Source organism: Sulfurirhabdus autotrophica, assembly GCF_004346685.1.
GTDB lineage: Bacteria > Pseudomonadota > Gammaproteobacteria > Burkholderiales > SMCO01 > Sulfurirhabdus > Sulfurirhabdus autotrophica.
On sequence record NZ_SMCO01000004.1, the window covers coordinates 68,390 to 91,882 of the forward strand.

The following is a 23,493-nucleotide window of genomic DNA, read 5'->3' on the forward strand; positions in this document are numbered from 1 at the left end:
CGCCCCCCGGTTATTTTTGTATTGAGCAAATTGTACATCATCCGGGAAACGGATTGTGGCTGCAAAACGTCACAAGAAATTTACTAAACAGATCGTGTGTGCTAACTTCAGCTAAAACCCTGCTGTTTAGAAACATGACATATTTCAAATCGAAGACACATTATCCAAATGAAGGCCTTGCCCGGCCATACAGGTATCAGGCGGTGTTATATATCGCCTTGATGGTTTATGTCGCGCTGATTGTGTATGGGAGTTTGTATCCTTTTGCTAACTGGACGCTTCCCTCAGCGCGCGCATTAATCTTTCTGATTTCGCCATGGCCGCAGTATGTCACGCGCACCGATATCACAACCAATATTCTGGTCTATGTTCCCCTCGGGTTGTTACTGGGTGTGGTGCTGCGGAATTATATGGGACTGCGCTTGACCTTGTTTTGGGCAACAACGATGGGGCTGTTTCTCAGTTTTGTGATGGAATTGTTGCAATTGCTCCTGCCAAGCCGAGATTCTTCCAACGTGGACATTCTGGCCAACACAATGGGGTCATTATTTGGCGCAATGCTTGCCAGGTTATTGGAAAAACAAACCTGGCCCGGCAATATGTTTTTTGCTTGGCGAAAACGGTTTTTTTTGCCGGGATTGTGGGTAAACACAGGGCTGGTATTGCTGGGGATATGGGCGCTTTCGCAATTGAGTCTTCAGGCACCATCCCTTGTGGCAGGTAATTTGCACGTTGGGTTTAATCCATTTTGGGAGTCCCGGGGTGTTTTTTCACTGGCCAGGTTTTATCAAGCCATCATTTACATGCTGGAGATAACCGCTCTGGGGTTATTCGTTGCAGCGATGATTCGAACCCATCACAGGATGACGCCTTTAGTATTAGCGCTATTTACTTCTACAGTATTGCTTAAATTTCTGGCTGCCGCGTTATTACTAAAATTTTATGTATTAGCTCGCCTTTTATCTATAGAAGCGCTTTTGGGATTGCTAGCTGGATTGGCGCTGCTATATTTGCTTTTAAAGAACCGGCGGAGGCCCTTTGGCGCAGCAATGATCATTCTGGTTTGCTTTGTGATTGTGAAAATATTGTACTGGCAGGCCAATCCTCAGACTGTTTCACTGATGACTGAATGGCCAGCATTGAAAAATAACATGCTTAATGTGACGGGCCTGGCATCTTTCTTTTCGGACATCTGGCCGTTTTTGGCGATAGCGCATATGTTCGTTGGTTCCATGATAACAAGGCGAGCGCGCATGCTGGCTTGATTTTTGATGGCATTTGCAAGTTGCCGGATCGGGGAGGCTTAATCTCAGCTGGGAAGTTGCTTGAAGGGTGGTAATTTATTCTGGCGAGAATTAAGTAAGACTTGTTTTGCTACGAGTAGATTGTGAAATACCAACAAGCAACGCTAAAACAAGCATCATGCCCAATCTTGGGGCATCAAATAAACTATCCACAAATCCGATAGTGAGCAAGCCACTAATGCTAGCCAGCCATGCAGTCGCGTGTGGGGAACCTGCATACAAACTGCGTAATAAATGCCACACAGCTACGAGAGTTAAGGTGCAAAAAATTATCAGGCCGATTATGCCTTGTTCAAATATCAGGTGAACCCACATATTTTTTATATGCCAGGCAAGATGGTTCCCTGATTTAAAGAACCAATAATCTCCCCCTTGAGCGAAATCACCGTTAGAGATGAGATTATCACCATTACTATCAGTTAGGTGGATATTATCAATATCTACGACCCCTTTATCTTGTGGATTATAAAGTGAAAGTTGAACGGGACGTCTAGCCCACCACGCCCCTTGCCCAACTTGGCCACTGGAAAAAACAATATTTTGATGCTGCCACTCTTTACTTTTGGTGACAGGAACATTTAGCCATTGGCAAAGATGGGAATTAAATAATTTTTTTTCACAAATGGAAATATCCAGTCGTTTAGTCTGGTCGCTTGCGCGTACATCCAGAGAAAGGGTGTAGGGTGAGTTTGGCATAATTTTGATACTTTGTGCCATATACAACGTACCGCCTGAGTTTAAACTGAGGTAACGATTATCTTGTTCCGTCTTGTAGCGATAATTGCCCATAGACGAGTCAAAATTAGCGTAGAAGTAACGTTCGGGGAACGAGCCTAACCCAGCACCAAAAAGCTGCTCGATCCATGACTTTTGCAGTAAGTTTAATGATTTGGACCAATGCGTAAATCGGGTATGCGCATCTTCCCCAGTTTGGGCAAAACGTTGCTGCAAAAAAGTGGCAGTTCCAATCCCCAAGATGACCACTATTAATCCGCTGACAAGCAATGCGCTCGCAGTATAGTGTAACGTGCGTGAAGTTCCTCTCGCACGCAAGTTGCGGTACATGCCAAAAGCGAGTATGACGAATACTACGGCAAGCGCGACAATTCCCCCTCGCGCTACAGTCGTGACCAAGGCGTAAATGGCAATAAGAAACACGCCAATCGCAATTGCTTTAATCCAAATTCTTTTTTCCTGCCACAGTAAGAGCCAAGTGAAAGACAATGCAAAAATCAGATACGCTTCAATGTGCCCCCCTCCAATATGCATGCTGGAGAAAGTTGCAGTGACACGATAATCGAGAGCACTTGTCCCGCTGAACAGCCAATATTCATGTAAAGCAGCTACTGATACGCCAGCCAGGCCTATCATCATGCCAATGCTGAAAAATCGTTGGGCTTGTGATAAGTCTTCGCTAGAGCGAAGCATGCCATAGAGAACTATTCCCCAAACAAAACCTTTGGCAACCCGCAGGCTATTGTAGTGACTAAAATAGTTGGAGAATGCATTCGCGTCTAGGGGTTGTAATGGAAGTAAGCCGTTGGTAAAACTTATCAGTACTGAAATACAGAGAGTTAGAAATAACAGTCTCATGCGTGGTGAGAAACTCAGTGCTGGCTCGGGAGTAGTCCGGCAAAGCAAAAGGGCCAGGGTGCTTAATATCAATAAATCAAATTCATCAAAAAAGAAACGTCCTGTCCAGGGCGCCAAGTCAAGCAGCGGTAACGTAGCAGGGATAACAAGCAACCAGGCTTGCGGATAACGCCAAAGTATAGAGAGGTAAAGTGCTAAACCGACACCCAAGGCGATAGGCCAACGAGGGAAGCCGAACAATACTGCGGACACAACCAATAATATGATGAATGCCATCAAGCACTTGAAATATATGGATAAAGCAGACTGATTTACGGAAGTGTTGTCTCTGTTGTGTGTTGTTGCCCTACTTTTACTCAAAGGCATTGTCTTTTCATTGACTGCATTATTATCAGCCGAGGCAAGAGCGGTTGCTTTTGGTTCAATATTGCCTGCATAAGTTTCTTTGTTACTTGAGCGGGTAGTAGCTGGGATGCTTTGGGTGCGAAGTAGTGTGTCTTTCCGCTCAGATAAAAACGAACGCTCTCCCAGCCAAAGCCCGGTGGCCAAGCCAGGTGCCACCGCCAGAATTTCTTGCACGGTCACCATATTGAAAACGTCAAGTGAAAATCCGAAGTAAAGAAAAGTGCCAGTTACCAACAATCCAACCCAGATGCGAGGAATATTGCCCAAGCCAGCAATGCCGAACATAAGGCCAATGGGCACCCATAGCATGGAGGATTTAATAAATCGATAAAATTGCTCAGCCAGTTCAGGTTTTATAAGGCTTGGTGATGTGAGCACAGAACCTGGATCGAATGGAACCAGAGCTGAAATAAATCCAACCAGTATCAGTATTATCCAGAGCGGATGGGAAAATCGACTATTCTGCTGCTTGATGCCATTTCTAGATTGCATCCCCATTTGTTTTAGATTCTTAGCCATTAAATCGATCTGTGGCGATATTTGCGTGCATTATGAGCAACTTCTCCAGCCTCCCAAACCATGGTATGCAAAGGGGTATGAATGGAAAGGATTGAACATTGTCTGGTAGCGACAAATCTATTTTATGATTATGCAGGGCGTATTTGAGAGAAAAGATTTTGATAGCTGTAAGTAGCACCTAAAGCGGAACAACTGTGAAGTGTGCCGCCGGAAGGTGCTATTTGATTAGTACTGAGGGGGTGACATGCGCCCACTACGTTTGAGCCAACTCATTCCAGCCAAACCCAATAGTCCTGCTAATAGCAGCATAATGGTGCTGGGTTCAGGAACCGTGTTGGTATTGTATACATAGTAAGTACCATTGAAAACGGTCGATCCGTCAGTCAACGTTGCAGTTCTGGTAAATACTGGCAGAGGTGCGGGGCAGCCATTTGTGTAAGAGAAGGCAAAAGTCAGGGTAAAACCGCTAGTAGTCGCCGACCCATTTACACCAGATAAGTTACTCCCTTGATTCAAACACTCTGGATTGTTGTTAGTTCCTGGTTTTATCATGCTGATTGGCACAGTGTTCTGCGCAAACCCACTGAAAGTGATAGGGCTGGTAGTGGTTGGGATGCCGGTGCAGTTGGTTGTTCCGGTACCAGGATTGTCAATTGTTACACTACCGGAGGCAGCGTCACCCAATCCGACGAGTTGACCTGAGTTGCTGCTAGCGGAGTTTGTGCATACCACCCCATTTGTATCTTTCAGCCAAATCGCATTCGTGGCAGTCGCAATTTGCGAATATGCAAGCGATAGCATGAATATTAAAATTAAGTGTGTTGTTTTCATCTTTAGGATTCTCCAAACTATTGCAGGGATTTGTTTTCCTGCTTCTTTATATTTAAATATATAAGCAAGTTTCATTCCATGATATAAAAATCATGGGGTTATTAATTTTTGTGGATCCACGGCTAGGTAAAGTGTAAAATTTTTCGACACGCGAAAACTCGCCTAACCAGACTTACTGCTATTTTGATCAATTCCTGTTTCATTTTTGTCGAAAATACCCTTTGTGACAATCTCCCCTAACACGATAGCAATCATAATTAGATGATAAGGTAACTCCCAGTATGCAATACCAAGGGTGAGCCCACCGACCATGTAAGCCATGAGCGAAGCTCGTATCATGGCTGCATAGTCTGCTGCCCATGTGAGTCCTTTACGTGCGGCGGTCACTCCAAGTCGTGTGAGGCTAGCGAGAGTGCCGAAAAGTAATAGACTCCAAATAGCCAGGCCGACCAGTCCATGCTCGGTAGCCATCTCAACATAGGCGCTATGCCAGTCCAGTGGCCCGCCCGTTGACAGGGTCAACGCCGGCCAGGCATCAAAGCCACCTCCTGTCACTGGGTGATGCAGTACAAATTCTCGGCCAATTCGCCAGACGGCCAGGCGACTTTGAGCTGAAGCATCCTGTTCCACTGCCGAGAGGGTTTCCATGCGTTCAAACCAGTTTCCGGGCAATTGCACAAAGAACCCGGCAAGTACTATCACCAGGAAGGGTACGGCTAATAATTTCTTTTTACTGTGCCATAACAACATCAGTGTTACGACAAACAATGCTAACATCCCTCCACGAGACCATGAAGAGATAACTGATCCGTAGCATAGTAAAATACCCCCCATAATAACCATGCGAAGCAGTTTATCCTTGCTTTCGCGTAGCCATAAAAATAGTAGCGGGATAACCATCGATACTACGACAGCAAACTCGTTGTTGTCAGCATACGGGCTTCCTGGGGGGCCATAAACGCGATCATGAAAACCATTTATCACCGCCCAATAGCCACCTTTTACTGCAACTATCAAGATTGCTACAACAATGGTAATCATCAGATATCGAAGCTTTTCCCTGCCGTCAATTAGCAAAAGTGTCAACAAGAGCGGAGGCAAAATTTTGAGAACATCTATGTATTTTTCAAGGGCACCGGAGGGGAAAATGGCAAAGTAACTACTTACCCCGAACCATAACCATAATGCGATTAAGAAAACCAAACGCCAGTCGAATGGCAAGGTATAGGATGGCCTTGTCCGAACATAATGCGTAACAGTACTGAGACTTACAACGCCGAATAAAATCAGGAACACCGGTATGTGTTTCGCGAATCCCAGTGCATAGCCCTGCGGATGCATATAACTGAGTATAGCCAATCCAAGTACGCCGAGCCATGGCCGGTACATGGCCAGCATGGCAAAACTCAGCAACATGGTGAAAATGGCAAAATCGCGCATTTCAGTCATTCTTGAAAACGAGTAGGTTGAGCGTTGCGTTGATGCTTGCGATGGGTTGGGTATCCATGACCGGATCTGCTCAGAATTATTTTAAATAGAGAGTAGCCCAGTATGCCGCCAAGCGTTTCTAGCATCCAATCAGTAATATCCGCAAATTTACCCGGCAGGAATGCTTGGCCGAGTTCGATCCCTAATGCAAATAGACTGATGCTAAGAATAGCGAACCAGCCTGCAAATTGTCTCCAGGAATAATGGTGAATTTGAGTCACTCCCAACCCTAATAGCGCTCCCAGTGGCAAAAAAAACCCCATTTTATGCAAAACTTCCGTGATAGCACGATACTCCGTACCGTAATAATATGTTAAAAAAGGGACTCTCAGCATGCCGGGCAAATTTTTGGCGGCGAACTCCCGGCTGAAGTGGAAATCAAAAGGGTACCAGAAAACGGTAATTATAATAGCCGTCCAGAATAATGTTGCCGCTAGCCATAATATCAGGTGGAGGGCGCCATTACTTTTGCGTGAATGAGCGGTGGCCGCGCCCAGTTTTTCATTTTTGAAGAGGTTTACAAGCTGTAAACCAATTACAGCGCCTAAGGCGGCAGTCAATATTTGGGTAACATTGCTGACACGTGTGTAAACAAACAATTGTAAAAACTCTAAAAGAGCAGAAGCGCTAATGACATAAAGCCATATGGAAAATGCCGGTCGTGTGCTGGCTAGTTGCCATAAAAAAGCGACAGGGGCCCAGATCGCCACATCACTGATCACACCATATAACGCTTGTTGTGGATTTTCGAATATATAGCTAAAAGGAATCAGGATTACCCGTCCCTCTTTCCATTTATGATAAATTTCTATGGGACTCAGAGTCAGATCCAGTGGTAACAGATTGTAACCAAACAGCCCAAACAGGTAGAGGAAGAGCAAGCGTTCTGCTAATCCGGTGTTTCCCTTAGCCAAAGACCAGCGAGTCAGCCACGACAATAGCTTTTCACCGTATATCCACCAAAGGAAAATGCCGATGCAAGCGCCTATACTTTCGGCAATAATGTCATTCAGGGATACTGTTCGAGGTGGGAAAAACAGTTGGGTGAATTCAATGCCAATACTTAAGGCAAATGCACAGAACAGAATGGTGAGGGTAGACAAAACTCTCAGGCCAAAATTTGAGCGATGCCACAAAATGCCAAGCCAGATAAAAGCCAGTGGGATGAATAACAAAATGTTGGCTACCCAGTCGGCACGGGAGCCGATGCCAAGATTGAGGTAGGGAATAGCCATGAAGGCCTGCCACGCGTTATCCCAACTTCGATTGTGAAAATCAAGCGGCACCAGACTGCCATATATAACAAAAGTCAGATACGCTAAACCCGTATAGAAAAGAGAGTTGCGTACGCTTTGGATTGACTGTACATCGGACTTTCTACCCGAAATGAAACGGTCTTTTGTGTTTCCTGGCATGATTCGCGACATCCTGTTGCCTGTCCATTAAAATGGGATTTTGTCACTTAGTTTTGGTATCCAACCCGGATTTCTACCGTCACCGCTATAAGCTCCGCAATATAGACCTTCCCGTTTTCGACCATTAAAATCTTTATCCCCGTCCGTAAAAGCATTAAAAATGCTGGAATCCAGCTTTTGCAATTTTAATTGCCCTTTTTTGGGGTAAAGATTTATTTCGGTATATTTTACAAATGGTCTGACAAGATAATTCGCAGCGATCAGGCGTGCGTCAGTGATATTGCTTTTCTGCCATTTTGCGACAATAGGCTGCTTGGCAAATACGGCATTAGCAGTTACTTTTTGGGTAAAGCCTTCACTTTCAGGCCCAATAGTAATCGATATCCCAGTGCCAGAAGCGATCACTGTATTGTAGAAAATAGCTATGGCGCGTGGAATATCATTATGTGGCCGTATCCGGATAGCATTGCCATCATCATTGATGAACAGGTTATTGTAAAGTGCAATATTTCCCTCTCCCTGAAACAGTGCCTCAGTAGGGTTCTGGTAAAAAAAATTACCATATATTTCATAACGATCTGTAGTTCCGTGGCCGCTCAGTGGCCAATGGCCCACCAACACGTTTGGTCTTGCCAAGGGGCCGGTAGCACCATTGTTTGTTTTGCTGAATAAATTGTGACGGATAATCGTGGTAGAAGATTCAGTTGGCATGCCGGCAATATCGGGTCGAGGATTCTGGTGTTTGATTTGCAAGTTATAACCAATAGTATCTGCAACTCGGTTAAATTCGATCAAGCCTGCCACAAATGGTGCGCTGCCATCTGAATTTCCAAGGTAAATTCCCGTGCCTGCTCCAAGAATGGTGTTCCCTCGGATCACCCAGTTCCATGCAGGACACTTGGTCGAGATGCCAACCGATTGCTGATTATTGCCATGGTTTTTGATGACCAAATTTTCCAAGGTAACGTGATGAGCCCACTCGGCGTTGCCTTCACATTTTACGCCATCGACAGGGAAACCTTGTCCATCCAGTTCCAGATTACGAATCACAATATAACTGGTATTGTTGATGCTGATGGTGTTGTGCCCTTGTCTAGCGATAAATACAGGCTGAGGTCCATTTGTGGGGCCAGTAATGGTGATAAGCTGATTTGCTTCCCCATTTATTCGGTGGATGGGGAGACCTTTCAGATAATTGCCAGGCTGCAACAATAGCGTATCACCAGGCTCCAAATACTTTAAGGAAGTAAAATAATTTTTCGGGGTAACTGAAAAAATGCGCGCAATTGATAGTGTTTGCGAGAACGCAAGTAAAATGAATGCAATACTTTGAATCATAATTTTCTGTCGATTTTTTGACTTATGATTCATCTTGTTAAGGACCTTTAAAGCGTGAGATGAGCTATCAATAAATTCCAGGGCCGTTATGCCGCACCTTAATTCAGTTGTTTTATGATGTTTATCCCAAGGTTTGCATAGACCCCCGTGTTAAATCGGCAACTACCAATAAAATGGATAAACACCGTTTGGGGCAGTTTCATTTTTTTGCAATCACTGTATTTTGGGTGTGGGAGTACGGAAGCATTGGCAATATTGGCGACTACAATGTTCGACATCACTTGTTCGCTACCCCATTCGCTCCATTTGGAACCGATGGCAGCGTGCATTTCATTTGAAATGCCCTCAACGAAATCTTTGGTGAAGGAGTTTTGAGGAAATCCTGCAAAACCGGCACATCCTCTGACGTAGTGTAGCGTTTTATATGATTTCAGTTTATCTAAACTGGCTTCTGCCATCAGTTGTACATGTGATGAGGCATCAGGTGTTCTGGTCTTGGCGGTGGTACATCTTTCTTCCATGGTTTCAATTGTCTGGTTATCCCATGTGCCAATGGTGAAGGCAATGCCTTGTTTCACACATTCGACCAGTTCCGGCATTGCACCGATAGTCAAAGTGTCACTGTCCAGTTGAATGACATAATATTTTTTGACCAGTTCAGCAATGGCAAGCAATCTTTCCCAGCAACCTCTTCGGGGACAGGATGTTCCTTGAAAATCCTTCAATTCAAAAAAAGAAAGCTCTGGTATATGCGCTTGTAATAAGTTTATATCGCTTTCTGTGAGGCTGCCATCATTGAGCAGATAAACGTGGCCAATGGGCACTTCCCGGGCAAAAGATTTAAGTGCAAGCAAAAACATGAGCACATCCTTGTGCTGCAGTTGGCTCAATACTGCTAAATTACAGTTACGTTCAAGAGTAACCGGGGGTGTTTTAAGTATGCCTTTGCATTGAGATGCAAACCATTTTCTACGGAGTTTATCTTTCAGGCTATAAAACATTTAGGCCGTTTTCCATTTTGCTTTTACCGCGTTTATAGAGTTGAGTTGTTAGTATTTTTACAAGTGTTGCCGGATATTGATGAATCAGCGTAAAGTATTTTTTGAGTGTTAAATATTGCATATTAAGGAATTCATTGCAATCATGTCTTTGCTGAAACAAGCTGTGAGATATTATTGATATGCGATATTTTCAGCTATTAAGACCAAAATATGCTTTCGGCATGATGCATTTTGATGACGAAGCGTTCTTCCCTATGCCATGAAAAATTTATTCAGATCTTGGCGTATATTGAATTGAGGGATATGCAATGTTGAATTGTGAGCACGTTAACCGAAGATAATGCATAAACAGGTTGCAAGTGGAAACCGCGCAAATAAATCAGGGTAAATTTAAATCTGGCCAATTTGTTTCAGGGGTGAGATAAAAAGTAGCAATATGGCTTTCATTCATAACATTGGTAAGCTATTCTGATAGAATAAAATCCAATATTTAAATAATAATGATGTTGGTCTACGAGTTTGTTTTGATTTAATTAGTAACTTCGGGTGAAATCAACGATTTTGTAGTGATAATGTAACCGGTCTTAATTTGGCCGGATGATGCAATTCTGTTGCCCATTTGATGAAGTATTGAATACTCAGCGCTAGGAAGCAGTATATAAATGATTTCAGTCTTAAAAAATTTATACGAATACCGGGAGTTGATGGCGGTACTCACTTGGAAAAATGTCACATTACGCTATAAGCAGGCCTATTTGGGCATTGCATGGGCAGTGGTGAAGCCTTTCACCCTCATGCTGATTTTTACGGTGGTCAAGAGTTTTGTCGGTATCGACAGCGGCACTATTCCGTATCCCCTGCTGACCTTTGCAGCACTAATGCCATGGGTGTTTTTTCAAGAGGCAGCGTCGGAAGGCGTAGTCAGCGTTGTCGGCAATTCAAATCTGATCAAAAAAATCTATTTTCCACGAGAGATTTTCCCTCTTACGGCCGTTATTACTAAACTGGTAGAGCTTGGTATCAGCTTTTTCATTCTCGCCGGAATGATGATTTGGTATCACTTTGTCCCGAGTATTTATATTTTATGGGTTCCTTTCATCATTTTTTATACTATTCTGGCTGCACTTAGCATCGCTTTTGTCGGCGCGGCCGTGAATGTTTACTACCGAGATGTGGGCACGGCTTTACCGGTTTTACTATCTTTGTTGATGTATGCTTCACCGGTGATTTACCCATTGCAACTTGTAAAAGATAAATTGCTGGTGCAACAATCAGCTGGTGAGTGGTCGAATCTGGCTTATACAATTTATACCCTTAACCCTATGGCAGGAGTTATCGATGCATTCCAAAGTGTTGTTCTGAGAAATCAGCCGCCTGATTTAATGGCCATGTTACCTGGCATGATCCTGATCGCGATTCTTCTTCCCTTGAGCTTTCTTTTCTTCAAGCGTGCTGAGTCTTATTTTGCGGATGTAATCTGACCATGTCTATTATTCAAGTTGACCACGTTACCAAAGAATATCAATTAGGGCAGATACACAGCATAAAGACAGCGGCGCTAAACCAATGGCGAAGAGTTACTGGCCAGGAAGTTGAAAAGCGCCTGCCATTCAAGGCACTGGATAATGTCAACTTCAGTATAGAGAAGGGTGAAGTGGTTGGGATTATCGGCCACAATGGAGCGGGTAAGAGTACGATGCTCAAGCTGTTGGCAAACATTTCAAAGCCTTCAAGTGGCAGCATTACCGTCAAAGGCAAAGTGGCACCGCTGATCGAAGTCGGTGCAGGTTTGGTGGGGGAGCTCACCGGGCGTGAAAATGTTTACCTTAATGGCGCTATTCTGGGTATTTCCAAGCGTGAGATAGATCGCAAGTTTGATGATATCGTCGCTTTTGCAGAGCTTGAAGAATTTATTGATACACCCATCAAGCGCTATTCATCAGGCATGTCCGTGCGGCTTGGGTTTGCTATCGCCACCAGTGTGGACTCAGATATTCTGATTGTGGATGAAGTGCTGGCCGTAGGAGATTTGGCGTTCCAACGAAAATGCTTCGACCGGATGGAGGATGTTATCAGGCGGCAGGGAAGAACCGTTTTACTCGTCAGCCATAACATCCGCCAAGTAGAAAGGATGTGCACTCGCGTAATGATGTTGAACCACGGCTCGATCATTCATGATGGCGATCCCCATAAAACTTGCGATCAGTTTTATCAATTAAGTAACCAGACAATCCGTGATCAAAAAGCGAAAGACAGCTCAAAGCGTATTATTTCGTCTGGTGAGATAGATAATGTTGAAGTTAACGTGCTTGATCCTCAAGGGGAGGTAACTGATTCTTTTGCGGAAGGGAGCGCTTTATGGATACGCATACGCTTTACGTTAAAGCAGCCTTTATCTAATCCTGAATTTCACGTTGGAACGCACACCACAGACTTTGTTTATCTTACTGGCGAATCAACTGCGGTTCTGGGAGAGTCCCATGAATTTCCCGCAGGAAACCACGAAATTGAACAGTTTATACCGGTTTATCCTTTGGTGCCTGGTACGTACGGGATTCGTTTTGCAGTGATTGATCAGCGTGGGCGCGTCGTGTTTCATGGAGAAAGTCTCGTATTCTTTAATGTGAAAGCAAAGACAATGAACGCACCGCTGCAAGATGAACTTCGACTTGTTGCTGTGCCAGTGGAATGGACATTGCAAGGTGCGCATTTCTCTATGTCTGATCGTCTTCGCTTTCCTGCAAGATGAGCTATACTTTTATTTCTAATGTCATATTAACCGCAACTTCTATAGCTCTAAGGGCGCGCTCGCCTACCTGAAGTTGCTGTATTGCTTGAAATTCCAATTTTAAACTTGATCGTGTCGAGTGAATTGCCAATAGCACATCATAAGCCCCGGCTGTGACTCACTAACTTACTTGTTAATTTAGGAAGCTTTAAATGCAAAATCAAATTTATACCCAGCAGCGCATAGTTACTAATATTGATGATTGCTATTTCTACCATACTATGGAGATACCCGAATATGGGGTTGTAGAGGGGGAATGGGACCTTCGCAGCTACGTGCAGCAATATCTGGGTGGAGTCGAATTTAAAAGTAAGCGAGTCCTAGAGATGGGTACGGCGAGTGGCTTCTTGTGTTTTGAGATGGAGAAAGCTGGAGCTGAAGTAGTTTGCTACGACCTTTCGGAGCACCAATCTTGGGATATTGTGCCATTCGCCAAGTTTGGCGAAGAAAAGTTACAGTTGCATATTGCAGAGCGCAAGGCTCATATTAGAAAGCTCAATAATGGGTTTTGGTTCGCCCACAACGCCCACAACTCAAAGGCAAAAGTTGTCTACGGGTCAATATATGCAATACCACGAGATATTGGCAATGTTGATATAACAACTTTTACATCCATCCTTCTGCATGTACGTGACCCATTCTTAGCGCTATACAACGCACTAAGCTTGACTCAAGAAACTGTGATAATCACGGAAGTTGTCCGAGAAAAAAGCCTCGCATTTGAAATAATGAGGAGGCTGGGGTTGCCGTATATGTCTTTCTTGCCAAACCACCAGACTTGCGAACCAATGGAGACTTGGTGGAGTCTCTCTCCAGATATCTTAAGGAAATTCATTCGAACTCTCGGGTTTGAGAAAACGGAGACGAAGTTTTTCTCGATGCGAACTCAATGGGGCAAGCGATTAATGTTCACTATCGTGGGGCATCGGTAAGTTTGATTGCTATTTCCATTTATCTCGTGGGGGGTGAGGAAAAGTCAGCTGCTGTGGTTCAACTGGCAAGTGTCACTTTCTGCGCATTAGCAGTTGCGGTAGTGGGGAGATTTGCGACGTCTTATACTTAAATCACATGAGCTCTGAACTTGGGATCACCTATATCAAACTTCTACTACGGGCCTTACAGGATTATGGTCAAGATTATTAGGGCGTGGTTTTTGTTTGAAGTGCCTGACCATATATTTGCAATAATGAATATCATATTTTTAATCCCCACATATTTTTTCCTGCGGTGCGAGCACTGACATGATTAAATCTCGTGAATCTCAGTACACATCTGAAGATGATTTGCTGCGATTTACCTTATGGGGTTTGTTTGTCTTGTTTGCCGAAGTTCTCTTGCGTACTGCCTGGATTTGCGATGACGCTTATATTTCGTTTCGCACCATCGATAATGTTGTAAACGGCTATGGCCTGACCTGGAACGTGACCGAGCGTGTGCAGACATACACCAATGTGCTGTGGACGCTGCTTCTGGCGATTCCGTATTATTTTATTCGAGACATTTACCTTATCAGCATCACGAGCTCGATCCTTCTGTCACTTTGGAGTGTGTGGATCGTTGCAAGATCCCTTCCCGTCTCACCTGCCGCTGGGCTCATCGCATTGGCGCTGGTGATTTCGTCCAAGGCATTCATGGATTACTCAACTTCCGGCCTTGAAAATCCCCTCAGCCATGTACTGCTCGCCTTGTTTTACTGGATTTTCCTAACCAGAAATCTGGCATCATCCCGATGGTTGTTTTTACTCTCCCTGATTGCCGGATTCGCAGTGCTTAACCGGATGGACAGTAGTCTGCTCTATGCCCCGGCGCTGATATTCGTACTCTTTCGCCACTTATCCTGGCGGACACTGGCTTTATTGTTTGCGGGGTTCGTTCCCTTTTTACTGTGGGAAATATTCTCACTTATCTATTATGGCTCCCTCGTTCCAAATACTGCCTTCGCGAAGCTAGGCACCGGCGTATGGGCCTTGAAACTTCTGGAGCAAGGATTGGGTTACCTGATGGGTTCCCTGAGCGCCGACCCAGTCACGCTTATCACCATTTTGCTGGCGACCCTTGGGATTGCCGTGTTTCGCGCATGGCACCTGCTACCATTGCTGGCCGGTATTCTGTTATATATGGTTTACGCTCTCAAAGTAGGGGGTGATTTCATGGGTGGGCGCTTCCTGAGTGTGCCTTTTCTCGCTTCGGTCATTATTTTGATTCGGCTGCCGGTGATGAAATCGCTTACGCTGGCCGAAGCTACCGCACCCAGCCTTGTTTTGATGGCAATCGGTTTGCTCTCGGCGACACCAAATTTACTGAGTGATGAAGACTACGGGCGCGGCCCAAGCCAGCGGGCATGGTACGGCTACGATGTTTCCGATACGCGAGCCGATTATTACTGGCGCACCGGACTTTTGCGCCAAAATAGGAACCGATTGGATGAAGGAAAACCTGCTACAGGGTTTTTTCCGAAGGATTATAAGAATCTCGCATTGAACGCAGATGGGGAACGTACGCCAATTGTTCATGGCGGAATCGGTCTTCTCGGGTTTCATGCCGGGCCAAAAGCCTACATTGTTGACGCTGTTGCGCTGTCTGATCCTTTCCTTGCACGGTTACCTGCAATTCGCGAGGACTGGCGTATGGGGCATTTTCGCCGACCGCTGCCGCTGGGTTATATAGAAAGTCTGAAAAGCGGCAAAAATCAGATTGAAAATCCGGATCTCGCCAAATTGTATGACCTCGTTAGTCTGCAAACACGAGCTCCACTTTTCGACTCTTCCCGCTGGCACGCAATATTCGAACTGAATCTGGGCGGGTGGCAACACTTAGCTGCTGCAGGTTACCCTGCAGCGTTAGAAAACAAGATGGTAATTAGCTTGGATCGTGTAACAAAAGCAAACCCAGAGGGAACGCTTTATTATCATGCTAATTTTAATTACACTACGCGCTCGGTGGATGTATTGCTGGGTGAGATCAAGCATGCGCAGCATGTGGAAATTACCCTTGGCCATGCGCATGAATATACCTTTGCCTTTATGCGTGAAGGCAAAATACTTACACAGGTTCGTATTCCCCTATACCCTGCACCCCTAGGCGCATTGAAATCTCATCTTATTGACGTTCCGCAGAATGTAATCAAGTTCGGTTATGATTCAATCCGTATCACGGCAGAGGATAATAAAACCCAGTGGGAGCGCTTTTACAGTCTGGGGCACGTCAAATTAATAGGTAGTTTATGACTTCACCTGAATCTTCACCCCTTACGCATATTGTCATTCTTAACTGGAATGGTGCCAATGATACGCTTGCCTGCCTGCGCTCGTTAGAATCGCTTATTTATCCTAATTTCCAGGTTGTTGTCGTAGATAATGGCTCGACAGACGATTCTTTGGTTAAGTTGCGCGCTTACGCAAGTCCTTACCCATTTGTCTTGCTGGAAACCGGAAGTAACTTGGGATATGCAGGGGGTAATAACGTAGGTACTCGCTATGCGCTAGAAAAAAAAGCTGATTTTGTGCTGGTTTTGAATAACGATACTACCGTTGCTTCCGACTTGATTGAGCAATTGATAGACTCCGCCAGGCGCAACCCAGACGCAGGCGTGTTCAGCGCGAGAGTGATGTATTTCGATAACCCAGAGGTGGTGTGGTTTGATGGTGCCCGCTGGAACGAATCGGCATTGCAGTTGGAGTGGCCGGGGCAAGGTGCAATTGAATCTGAGCTGGGTACAAACGAACACGATACTGACTATGCTTGCGGCGCAGCTTTGTTTTTTCGTACAGAAGTTGCGCGAAAAATCGGGTTGCTTGATGAGCAATTTTTTCTGGTATGGGAAGAAGTGGATTGGTGCTTTCACGCCCGCAAAGCAGGTTGGCGTAATCTAGTCGTGCCTGCTGCGAAAATATGGCACAAAATTGGCGTCTCATTTGGAAGTGAGTCCTCGCCGTTACGCACTTATTTTAGTATTCGGAATGAGTTACTTTGGTTCAGCAGGCATGCGTCGTTTTCTGCTCGGTCGCGACTATGGGTAAAGAATTTAAGACGTCTTTTGCCAAAATTTCATGTCGGTGCCAACCCTTCTATCTCATTTATCAAACGTTTTGTATGGGCTTTACAGGATTATGGCCAAGCATTGCTGGGACAGGGTTCTCGACTGGAATATCTGTCTGCACGCCAGGCGATTATGGATTACATGCATGGTCGATTAGGCGATTGCCCTGATACAGTTCGTGTTTGGAGCAATGCATGGGCGGCGCAACGCGTACAGTCAAAGCAAAATAATAAACAATGATTGAATTAAATCTCAACCAGCTTTTGTCTCAGAAAGATCCGCATTTGCGCTTGATGCATGGGCAGCGGGGCACTACTCAATCCGGTGGCTTGCAACAGACAGGGGATATATTTGACGGTGCAGCATGTTTTTTTCTGCGCGCAGATGATGCGATCCATTTAAAGCTGGAAGGCAGCTTTGCGCTGCAACGCTGTCAGTCCGGTGGCTGGATGCTGAAAAGCCGGGACATCACTGAGCCGAGTTACTGGATGCCTGCCACGGCAAAAATGCGGCGTATTAATCCACAAGGCCATATTCTGGACGAAGCTGCTGCTGAGTGGGTTGATTTTGATCTGGATTCAGCTGGTGTGACAATTACCTTTACGGCCCCCCAGGGTTGGGTGGTCGATGCGGTTTTGTGGAAGCTGGATACCCTTGCTTTGATCGATGAATTGCAGTCATTAGCATTGGTTGAGACGCAAGGTTATTTTCTGCTTGGATCTCACACGCGATATGACTACCCTGCTGATCTTTATCGTCATCTGGTAAATGGATGGGTGTATGAAGATCGCTATGCCTGGCCGCATAGGCGGCGTATTTGTTCAGAGAACGATGCGCACGCCATGCACCTGATTTTCGAAGGCTTGGAACGTACGACGGGTAAGCGCATCTATGGATTACTGAAAACCCAATTGCTGCTTTCAGTTCTGTCGCGGCAAAGTGAAGACGGTGGTTTCCGCCATGGTGAATGGACTGATGGCATGGAGTCCCACTATCGTCTGCATTGTTCGGCCATGCACCTGATGATGGATAGTTTGTGTGAAGATGATGACCCCGTGGTGAAAACGGCGCTTGCACGAGGCATGCATTTTATTTCCGACAAGTTTGACCGTACAGCTATCGGAGATTGGTTTTATCACGATGAACTTGAAACGAGTGAAGCGGGAATGCGCAACGCGCCATTTAAATGGTGGCCAAGGCGTTCGTTAGGTAAGTCTCCTCAAAATATGCTGGTTCTTAACACTCAGCTCGATACTTTAGTTGCATTGAGCCGCTACAGCATTCTCACTGGTGATACCCAATATGCGACAGTGGTTGATTCAGGTTATGAGGCTGCCCAGACAGTGTTGTCACTTCGCCCAATGGAATGGCTTTACAGGCTGGTATTCTCCGCAGTCACGCTGACGTTGCTGCCCACCGAGCAAGTGGAGAAGTTGCCGCTATGGAAACGTTTGTGGAAACGTATCGGATGGCAAGTGTTTGTACCGCGTTTGCCTCGTTTGAAAACACGGTTTCCCCGGCTTGTGATGCCGGGTGGATATATCGACCGCGAGTTAAGTTTGCAGACATGGGCCTATGATTATCTTGCGGTGAACCTGATGGATCTTGTACGTGCGGAACACGGCACGCAGCGGGCAGCGTTTATGCCTTACATCAAGGGCATCCTTCATTTTTGTGCTAAAACGGGTATTGCTCGGCGTTGGCTGGAACATAAAGGGCGCTCTTATGCCTTGGGATTCTATGCTGAAGCACTGTATTTGCTCAGTTTGCACGGTCCAGACCAAGAAATTGACGCCATGTTTTCAGAAGCACTGATTTTGTGTGTCCAGCAAAACATCGGGTTGCCGCCGTCATTGCTGGGGGGTAATGCTGAAGCGCAGGCAGGGAAAGATAGGGTTCCCCAAGCTGTGCTGAAAAGTGTCGTCGTGGCTAATGTTTCCCGTTCAGGTCGTGCATCCTGTCTTGTGGTGAATACGGGCAAATATCCTGTCAAGCTGGGAAAAGTGCTGTGTGCCATACCTGAAGGCTGGTCAGTCTCAGCTACAGAAATACCCGCTTTGGGTTGGCTGCGGATTGAAGCATGAAGTTGCGCGTTGGTCTAATTACATCGGAGTTCCCGCCTGATCACGGAGGTGTGGAAACTTATGCATGGCAATTAGCCAGAGAATTGGGTAGCAGGCAGAATTTGCAGATCACTGTTTATGCACCACCCAGATCGGCAGACATCAAGCCACCTCCAGGCGTCACAATCAAGCCTATTTTGCAAAGTTGTATGGGGCTGGATTGGCCTAAATTAAAAAACGAGCCAATTGATGTATGGCACGCACTTTCTGCGGGCCACGCCTGGATAGCAGAGAAAAACCGGACTGTAATAGTATCCGTGCATGGAAATGATTTTCTTGCGCCCTACCCTCTCACAGCGCGACCGGCTTTTGCTTCAGCTGGATTTTGGTGGTTTCGGTCATGGGCTTGGCGCAATTTGTCCTCTTTATGGCGGATCAAGACAAGACGCATGCTGGCAAAGGCTTTGCCAAAAGCCAATGCATTAGTCGCTAATAGTCGTTATACCGCAGAAGTGCTTCTTGCCAAATATCCAGCTTGTACTAACAAAACACACGTTGCCTGGGTAGGAGTTGATCCGGCTTTTTTTGAAGTCCCTCATGAATCAAAGGGCAAGGTGCCACAGTTTCTCACTGTTTGCAGGTTATCTGAAGAACGTAAAAATGTGGATCTGGTGTTGCGTGCGTTAGCTACTTTGAAAGATCAGTTTGAATTTGAATACATCATTGCTGGCGAAGGTTCGCTAAGGCAAGAACTGGAAAGGCTGGCAAATACTCTGGAACTTGGCGAACGTGTGCGTTTTGTAGGCCGCGTCAGTGATTCGGAATTACACACCCTTTATGCTAAAGCTGATTTGTTCATATTGTTGGCTTCCATCATCCCGGGCAGCCATGAAGGGTTCGGTATCGTCTATCTTGAAGCTGCGGCAAGTGGTATTCCCAGCTTGGCTGCAAAGCTGGCAGGCGCCGCTGAGGCAGTAGAGGAAGGCCGTTCCGGGTTTTTTGTTGAGCAGCCTGATTTGATATCTATCAGCACAGCCCTAAACCAATTTCTGTCAGGCACAATCAATCTGAACGCTGAAGGGTGCAGAGAGTTTGCGCGTGAATTCAGCTGGGTGCGTGTAGCGGACATTGTGGAAACAATCTACCAACAAAATTCTGTTAAACTCACGAAATGAGCGAGACCTTCTCCCCCGCCCGCATTAGCGTTGTCATGCCGTGCTATAACGCCGCCTCTTTTGTTGAGGAGGCCGTTAATTGCGTCATGAATCAGACCTATGGCAACGTGGAACTTATTGTCGTAGATGATGGATCGACCGATGGCAGTGTAGAAATTCTGCAACGGCTGGCTGACCTGCATTCACCGCGAATAACGTTGCTTTATCAGAATCGTATGGGACCTTACCCTGCGCGCAATCTTGGTTTGCAGCATGCCAGCGGTGGTCTTATTGCTTTTCTTGATGCCGATGATTATTGGACGCTGGATGCACTGGAAAAATTGTTATCGGCTTTAAACAGCAGTCATGCCGATCTTGTATATTGTGGCTGGCAAAATGTAGGTAAAGGTGCGCCCGGAACAAAACCCCATGTTCCTCCTGACTATAGTCAGATGGATACAGCGGCAGAGTTTTTGCGTTCATGCCCCTGGCCTATCCACGCAGCTTTAGTAAAACGTGAAGTCATTGATGCGATCAATGGGTTTTCCCAAAGGCGCTTTTCTGCCATGGACTATGATTTATGGCTTCGGATTTATGCGTATACACAGAATATTGCGCTGGTACCTGAAGTGATGGCTTTTTATCGCTGGCATGATAAAGGGCAAATTTCCAAAACAAAATGGAAGCAGGTGCTGGATGCCTTGCAGGTAAGGCGTGATTTTGTGCAACAAAATCCTCAAAGAGTCGCCCATTTGCCTGCAAATAAAGTGTATGAGCTATCTGATGGTTTTCTTTTGCGTGAAGCGTATAAGGCCTATTGGCAGCGTGATCTTATTGATGCGCAAAAACTATTTCGCCGAGCTTTGGTGCAGGGCATATGGAAAATGGGCGATCTGAAATATCTTATCCCTGCGCTTCTGCCGGGTGCGCTTTTTCAGTGGCTAGTCAGAACTGCTGATCATTTGAAAGAGAAGTTCACATGAGTGCCGAGCGAGTGCCAGTGCTTATGTACCACCGAGTGGGTGATGCGCATAACGAGTGGGAACACAAATATTGCGTGAGCCCTCAGCGTTTTTCCGAGCACATACAGACCTTGGCAAGGGCTGGCTGGCAGGCAGTATCGATCAATGATTTTTTCGCTTGGCTGGATGGAACGGTGGAATTGCCTGACCAGTCTTTCCTGCTCACTTTTGATGATGGTTTCTTAGGCGTATATGAACACGCGGCACCCGTTTTGGCTGAACTTGGATGGCCTGCCACCGTATTTCTGGTCAGCCAGTTGATTGGTCAGCAAGATGCCTGGTGTGAATCGCATAACCCAAGCGGGGATACGTACCCCTTAATGGACGCATCGCATATTCAAGCGTTGCGTATGCAAAAATTCAGCTTTCATTCACATACGCGCAACCATGCAGATTTACCTACTCTGGATGACACAGCACTGCATGATCAACTGGCCGGTGCACGCGAAGATTTGCAAGCTTTGCTAAACGAGCCAGTAGATTATCTGGCTTATCCTTATGGGCGTTATGATGACCGCGTACTGCAAACGGTACGGAAAGCAGGTTATGGTGCGGCTTTTTCTGTACAACCAGGCTTCAATCGAAGGGATATTGATCGTTTTAGGTTGCGCAGGCTAGATGTGTTTGGCACGGATAGCGCTGCTGCATTGCGGCGAAAAATTACGCTGGGTAGCAATGATGGCAGCTTGAGCCATGCAGTTAAATATGCAGCGAACCGATTGTTAGCAAAAATTGGCAGACAACACCCCTGATACTTCATCATTATAACGATAACAATGCCACCTTTTATAACCGTTGCCTTGTGCACTCATAATCACGTTGATCGAATAAAGCGAACGCTTGCTGATCTGGCTCAACTACAACCACCCGTAAAACCGTGGGAATTTCTTGTTATAGATAATGGTTGTGCCGATGGTACGTCGGAATTACTTGCTGAGATGGCGTGGCGGCCAGCAGGGGTGGCAGTGCGAGTTGTACGGGAAGAAAACCTGGGCCTCTCAAATGCCCGGAACCGTGCATTGCAGGAAGCGCATGGTGAATACTTGCTGTTCATGGATGATGATGAAACCCCTGACCCCGCCTGGTTGGTGGTCTATGAGCAGGCTATGCTTGAACACCAGCCAGATGCCCTGGGTGGCCGCATTGAAGTATTGTTCGAAGACGGGGAGCGTCCTGACTGGCTCCAGGACGAACTGCTGGGCTTTCTGGGAAAACTGGATCATGGTGAAGCGAGATGGTTGACTGAACGAACCACGCCAATCTTTGGGGGTAATTTTGCTTTTCGCCTTAGCGTGTTTGATCGTATTGGTAACTTTGACGCGCGACTGGGCCGCCAGGGGAGTGCCAACAACGGTGGGGAAGATACGGAAATTTACCGCCGTCTTTTAGAACACGGTTGTCGCGTACGCTGGGTGCCTGGCGCAATTATTCAACATCGTATTCAGACGCCCAAATTGCGGCGGGACTACTTTCTTGATCTGCATTTCCGTCAAGGACGAATGGAAGGGGCTCGCAAACGGGGAAATCTTTCGCGTGTGCCGCCCAGGTATCTTGTTCCACAAATATTGCGGGCTTATGGTCAAGCAATTGCTTTGCGATTAAAAAAAGGATCTGCTCACTCCTTAAGACAGGAAATGAATGCAGCCTATTTTACAGGTTATGTAGTGGGCTGGATGAAGGACCCTATATGATTAGACTGGCAATACGTTTTGACGATCCTTCAGCCACTTCAAATCGCGCGTTGGAGCAAGGTATTTTCGCTGCGGCAAAAGCAGCAGGTATGCCAATAACTGTTGGGGTTATCCCTTTTCGTCGAAGGGCAGAAGAGTTGATTTCCCTGACCCGAGATCGCGCTACCCACCTGATTGACGCGCAGAATGCAGGGACAATTGAAGTGGCCCTGCATGGATATTGTCATGAAACAGTACGGGGTGAACAGCAGCCGCCCAGTGAATTCATGGGGTTGGATGTTGCTACTCAAATTGAACGGATAGGCGAAGGCCGTGATCTGCTGGAGGCGACTTTCGGCTGCCTTGTCAAAGGTTTTGTACCGCCATGGAATACGTTTGATCAGGCCACTGTTCAAGCACTAGCCAAGCTTGAATTCCGTTATATCTCTGCAGGAATGGACTTGCCCGTTGGTTGTGATTCCGGTTTGGCTTATTTACCCCGTACCTGCCAAATCGCGTCACTTGCCAAAACGATTAACGAGTTAGAAAAATTTGCGGAGTTTGATCCGGTGGTCATAGCGGTCATGCATCATTATGACTTTGTGGAAAGCGGCATTGCTAATGCACCAACTGACCTGGAACGTTTCGGGCATATTCTTCAAACGTTGACGCAGGATAAGCGTATACAAGTTACGACCATTTCAGCACTTTGTAATGACCCAGTGGCATCTTACGCGAACAGGCAGAAGCAAACCGCCTGGGCCAGGTTGCCCGGTAAAATTCAGTGCCACCTCCCTGAAGATGCTTTGTTGAGTCAGGGCTGGCCTCTTATGTTTTTAAAATCTATTTTTCGTCTCATATGA

The 23,493-nt window shown here is 46.1% G+C and carries 18 protein-coding genes; 12 read left to right on the forward strand and 6 right to left on the reverse strand.

The genetic code is table 11. The annotated features are described in order from the left end of the window. The first annotated feature begins 134 nt into the window (after positions 1 to 134). On the forward strand, positions 135 to 1,265 hold the full coding sequence (locus EDC63_RS06610) for a VanZ family protein (protein WP_165922928.1): 1,131 nt from the start codon (positions 135 to 137) through the stop codon (positions 1,263 to 1,265). Between the two features lie 90 nt (positions 1,266 to 1,355). On the opposite strand, the gene EDC63_RS06615 is transcribed toward EDC63_RS06610, so the two are convergent. From EDC63_RS06615 to EDC63_RS06640, 6 genes are all read right to left on the reverse strand, one after another. After that, a complete protein-coding gene (locus tag EDC63_RS06615) occupies positions 1,356 to 3,821 on the reverse strand; it encodes an O-antigen ligase family protein (protein WP_124945744.1) in 2,466 nt (821 codons plus the stop codon). Between the two features lie 225 nt (positions 3,822 to 4,046). Beyond that, a complete protein-coding gene (locus tag EDC63_RS06620; RefSeq protein ID WP_165922929.1) occupies positions 4,047 to 4,622 on the reverse strand; it encodes a PEP-CTERM sorting domain-containing protein in 576 nt (191 codons plus the stop codon). 192 nt (positions 4,623 to 4,814) lie between these two features. Continuing rightward, positions 4,815 to 6,101 (reverse strand): putative O-glycosylation ligase, exosortase A system-associated, encoded by a 1,287-nt coding sequence (locus tag EDC63_RS06625; protein ID WP_124945746.1) that lies wholly within the window; start codon positions 6,099 to 6,101, stop codon positions 4,815 to 4,817. Then, entirely contained in the window at positions 6,098 to 7,555 is a 1,458-nt protein-coding gene (locus tag EDC63_RS06630) for a VanZ family protein (protein ID WP_165922930.1), read from the reverse strand. Before EDC63_RS06630 ends, EDC63_RS06625 begins: the two co-directional genes overlap by 4 nt. 27 nt (positions 7,556 to 7,582) lie before the next feature. Further along, the gene (locus EDC63_RS06635; RefSeq protein ID WP_124945748.1) at positions 7,583 to 8,893 is read right to left on the reverse strand and encodes a right-handed parallel beta-helix repeat-containing protein; all 1,311 of its coding nucleotides are present in this window, start codon (positions 8,891 to 8,893) and stop codon (positions 7,583 to 7,585) included. Between the two features lie 98 nt (positions 8,894 to 8,991). Further along, positions 8,992 to 9,894, reverse strand: coding sequence for a hypothetical protein (locus EDC63_RS06640; protein ID WP_124945749.1), 903 nt, complete (start codon positions 9,892 to 9,894; stop codon positions 8,992 to 8,994). Positions 9,895 to 10,556: 662 nt separating this feature from the next. Between EDC63_RS06640 and EDC63_RS06645 the strand changes: the two genes are divergently transcribed. The 11 genes from EDC63_RS06645 to EDC63_RS06695 all read left to right on the forward strand — a co-directional run bounded on the left by EDC63_RS06645 (position 10,557) and on the right by EDC63_RS06695 (position 23,493). Beyond that, on the forward strand, positions 10,557 to 11,375 hold the full coding sequence (locus tag EDC63_RS06645; protein ID WP_124945750.1) for an ABC transporter permease: 819 nt from the start codon (positions 10,557 to 10,559) through the stop codon (positions 11,373 to 11,375). A 2-nt stretch (positions 11,376 to 11,377) separates the two neighbouring features. Next, positions 11,378 to 12,643, forward strand: a complete 1,266-nt coding sequence (locus EDC63_RS06650; RefSeq protein WP_124945751.1) for an ABC transporter ATP-binding protein — start codon at positions 11,378 to 11,380, stop codon at positions 12,641 to 12,643. A gap of 191 nt (positions 12,644 to 12,834) precedes the next feature. Then, positions 12,835 to 13,614 carry a class I SAM-dependent methyltransferase gene (locus EDC63_RS06655; RefSeq protein ID WP_124945752.1) on the forward strand — a complete coding sequence of 260 codons (780 nt, stop codon included), beginning with the start codon at positions 12,835 to 12,837 and terminating at the stop codon, positions 13,612 to 13,614. 309 nt (positions 13,615 to 13,923) lie between these two features. Further along, a complete protein-coding gene (locus EDC63_RS06660; protein WP_124945753.1) occupies positions 13,924 to 15,909 on the forward strand; it encodes a glycosyltransferase family protein in 1,986 nt (661 codons plus the stop codon). Beyond that, complete coding sequence (locus EDC63_RS06665; protein WP_124945754.1) at positions 15,906 to 16,961, forward strand: glycosyltransferase family 2 protein; 1,056 nt, start codon at positions 15,906 to 15,908, stop codon at positions 16,959 to 16,961. Before EDC63_RS06660 ends, EDC63_RS06665 begins: the two co-directional genes overlap by 4 nt. Continuing rightward, positions 16,958 to 18,805 (forward strand): hypothetical protein, encoded by a 1,848-nt coding sequence (locus EDC63_RS06670; RefSeq protein ID WP_124945755.1) that lies wholly within the window; start codon positions 16,958 to 16,960, stop codon positions 18,803 to 18,805. Before EDC63_RS06665 ends, EDC63_RS06670 begins: the two co-directional genes overlap by 4 nt. Continuing rightward, positions 18,802 to 19,959, forward strand: a complete 1,158-nt coding sequence (locus EDC63_RS06675; protein ID WP_124945756.1) for a glycosyltransferase family 4 protein — start codon at positions 18,802 to 18,804, stop codon at positions 19,957 to 19,959. Before EDC63_RS06670 ends, EDC63_RS06675 begins: the two co-directional genes overlap by 4 nt. Continuing rightward, on the forward strand, positions 19,956 to 20,921 hold the full coding sequence (locus EDC63_RS06680; protein ID WP_124945757.1) for a glycosyltransferase family 2 protein: 966 nt from the start codon (positions 19,956 to 19,958) through the stop codon (positions 20,919 to 20,921). The genes EDC63_RS06675 and EDC63_RS06680 overlap by 4 nt, the downstream gene beginning before the upstream one ends. Continuing rightward, positions 20,918 to 21,712 (forward strand): polysaccharide deacetylase family protein, encoded by a 795-nt coding sequence (locus tag EDC63_RS06685; RefSeq protein WP_223248206.1) that lies wholly within the window; start codon positions 20,918 to 20,920, stop codon positions 21,710 to 21,712. The genes EDC63_RS06680 and EDC63_RS06685 overlap by 4 nt, the downstream gene beginning before the upstream one ends. A 24-nt stretch (positions 21,713 to 21,736) precedes the next feature. Further along, positions 21,737 to 22,651, forward strand: coding sequence for a glycosyltransferase family 2 protein (locus EDC63_RS06690; RefSeq protein WP_124945758.1), 915 nt, complete (start codon positions 21,737 to 21,739; stop codon positions 22,649 to 22,651). After that, positions 22,648 to 23,493, forward strand: a complete 846-nt coding sequence (locus EDC63_RS06695; protein WP_124945759.1) for a DUF2334 domain-containing protein — start codon at positions 22,648 to 22,650, stop codon at positions 23,491 to 23,493. The genes EDC63_RS06690 and EDC63_RS06695 overlap by 4 nt, the downstream gene beginning before the upstream one ends.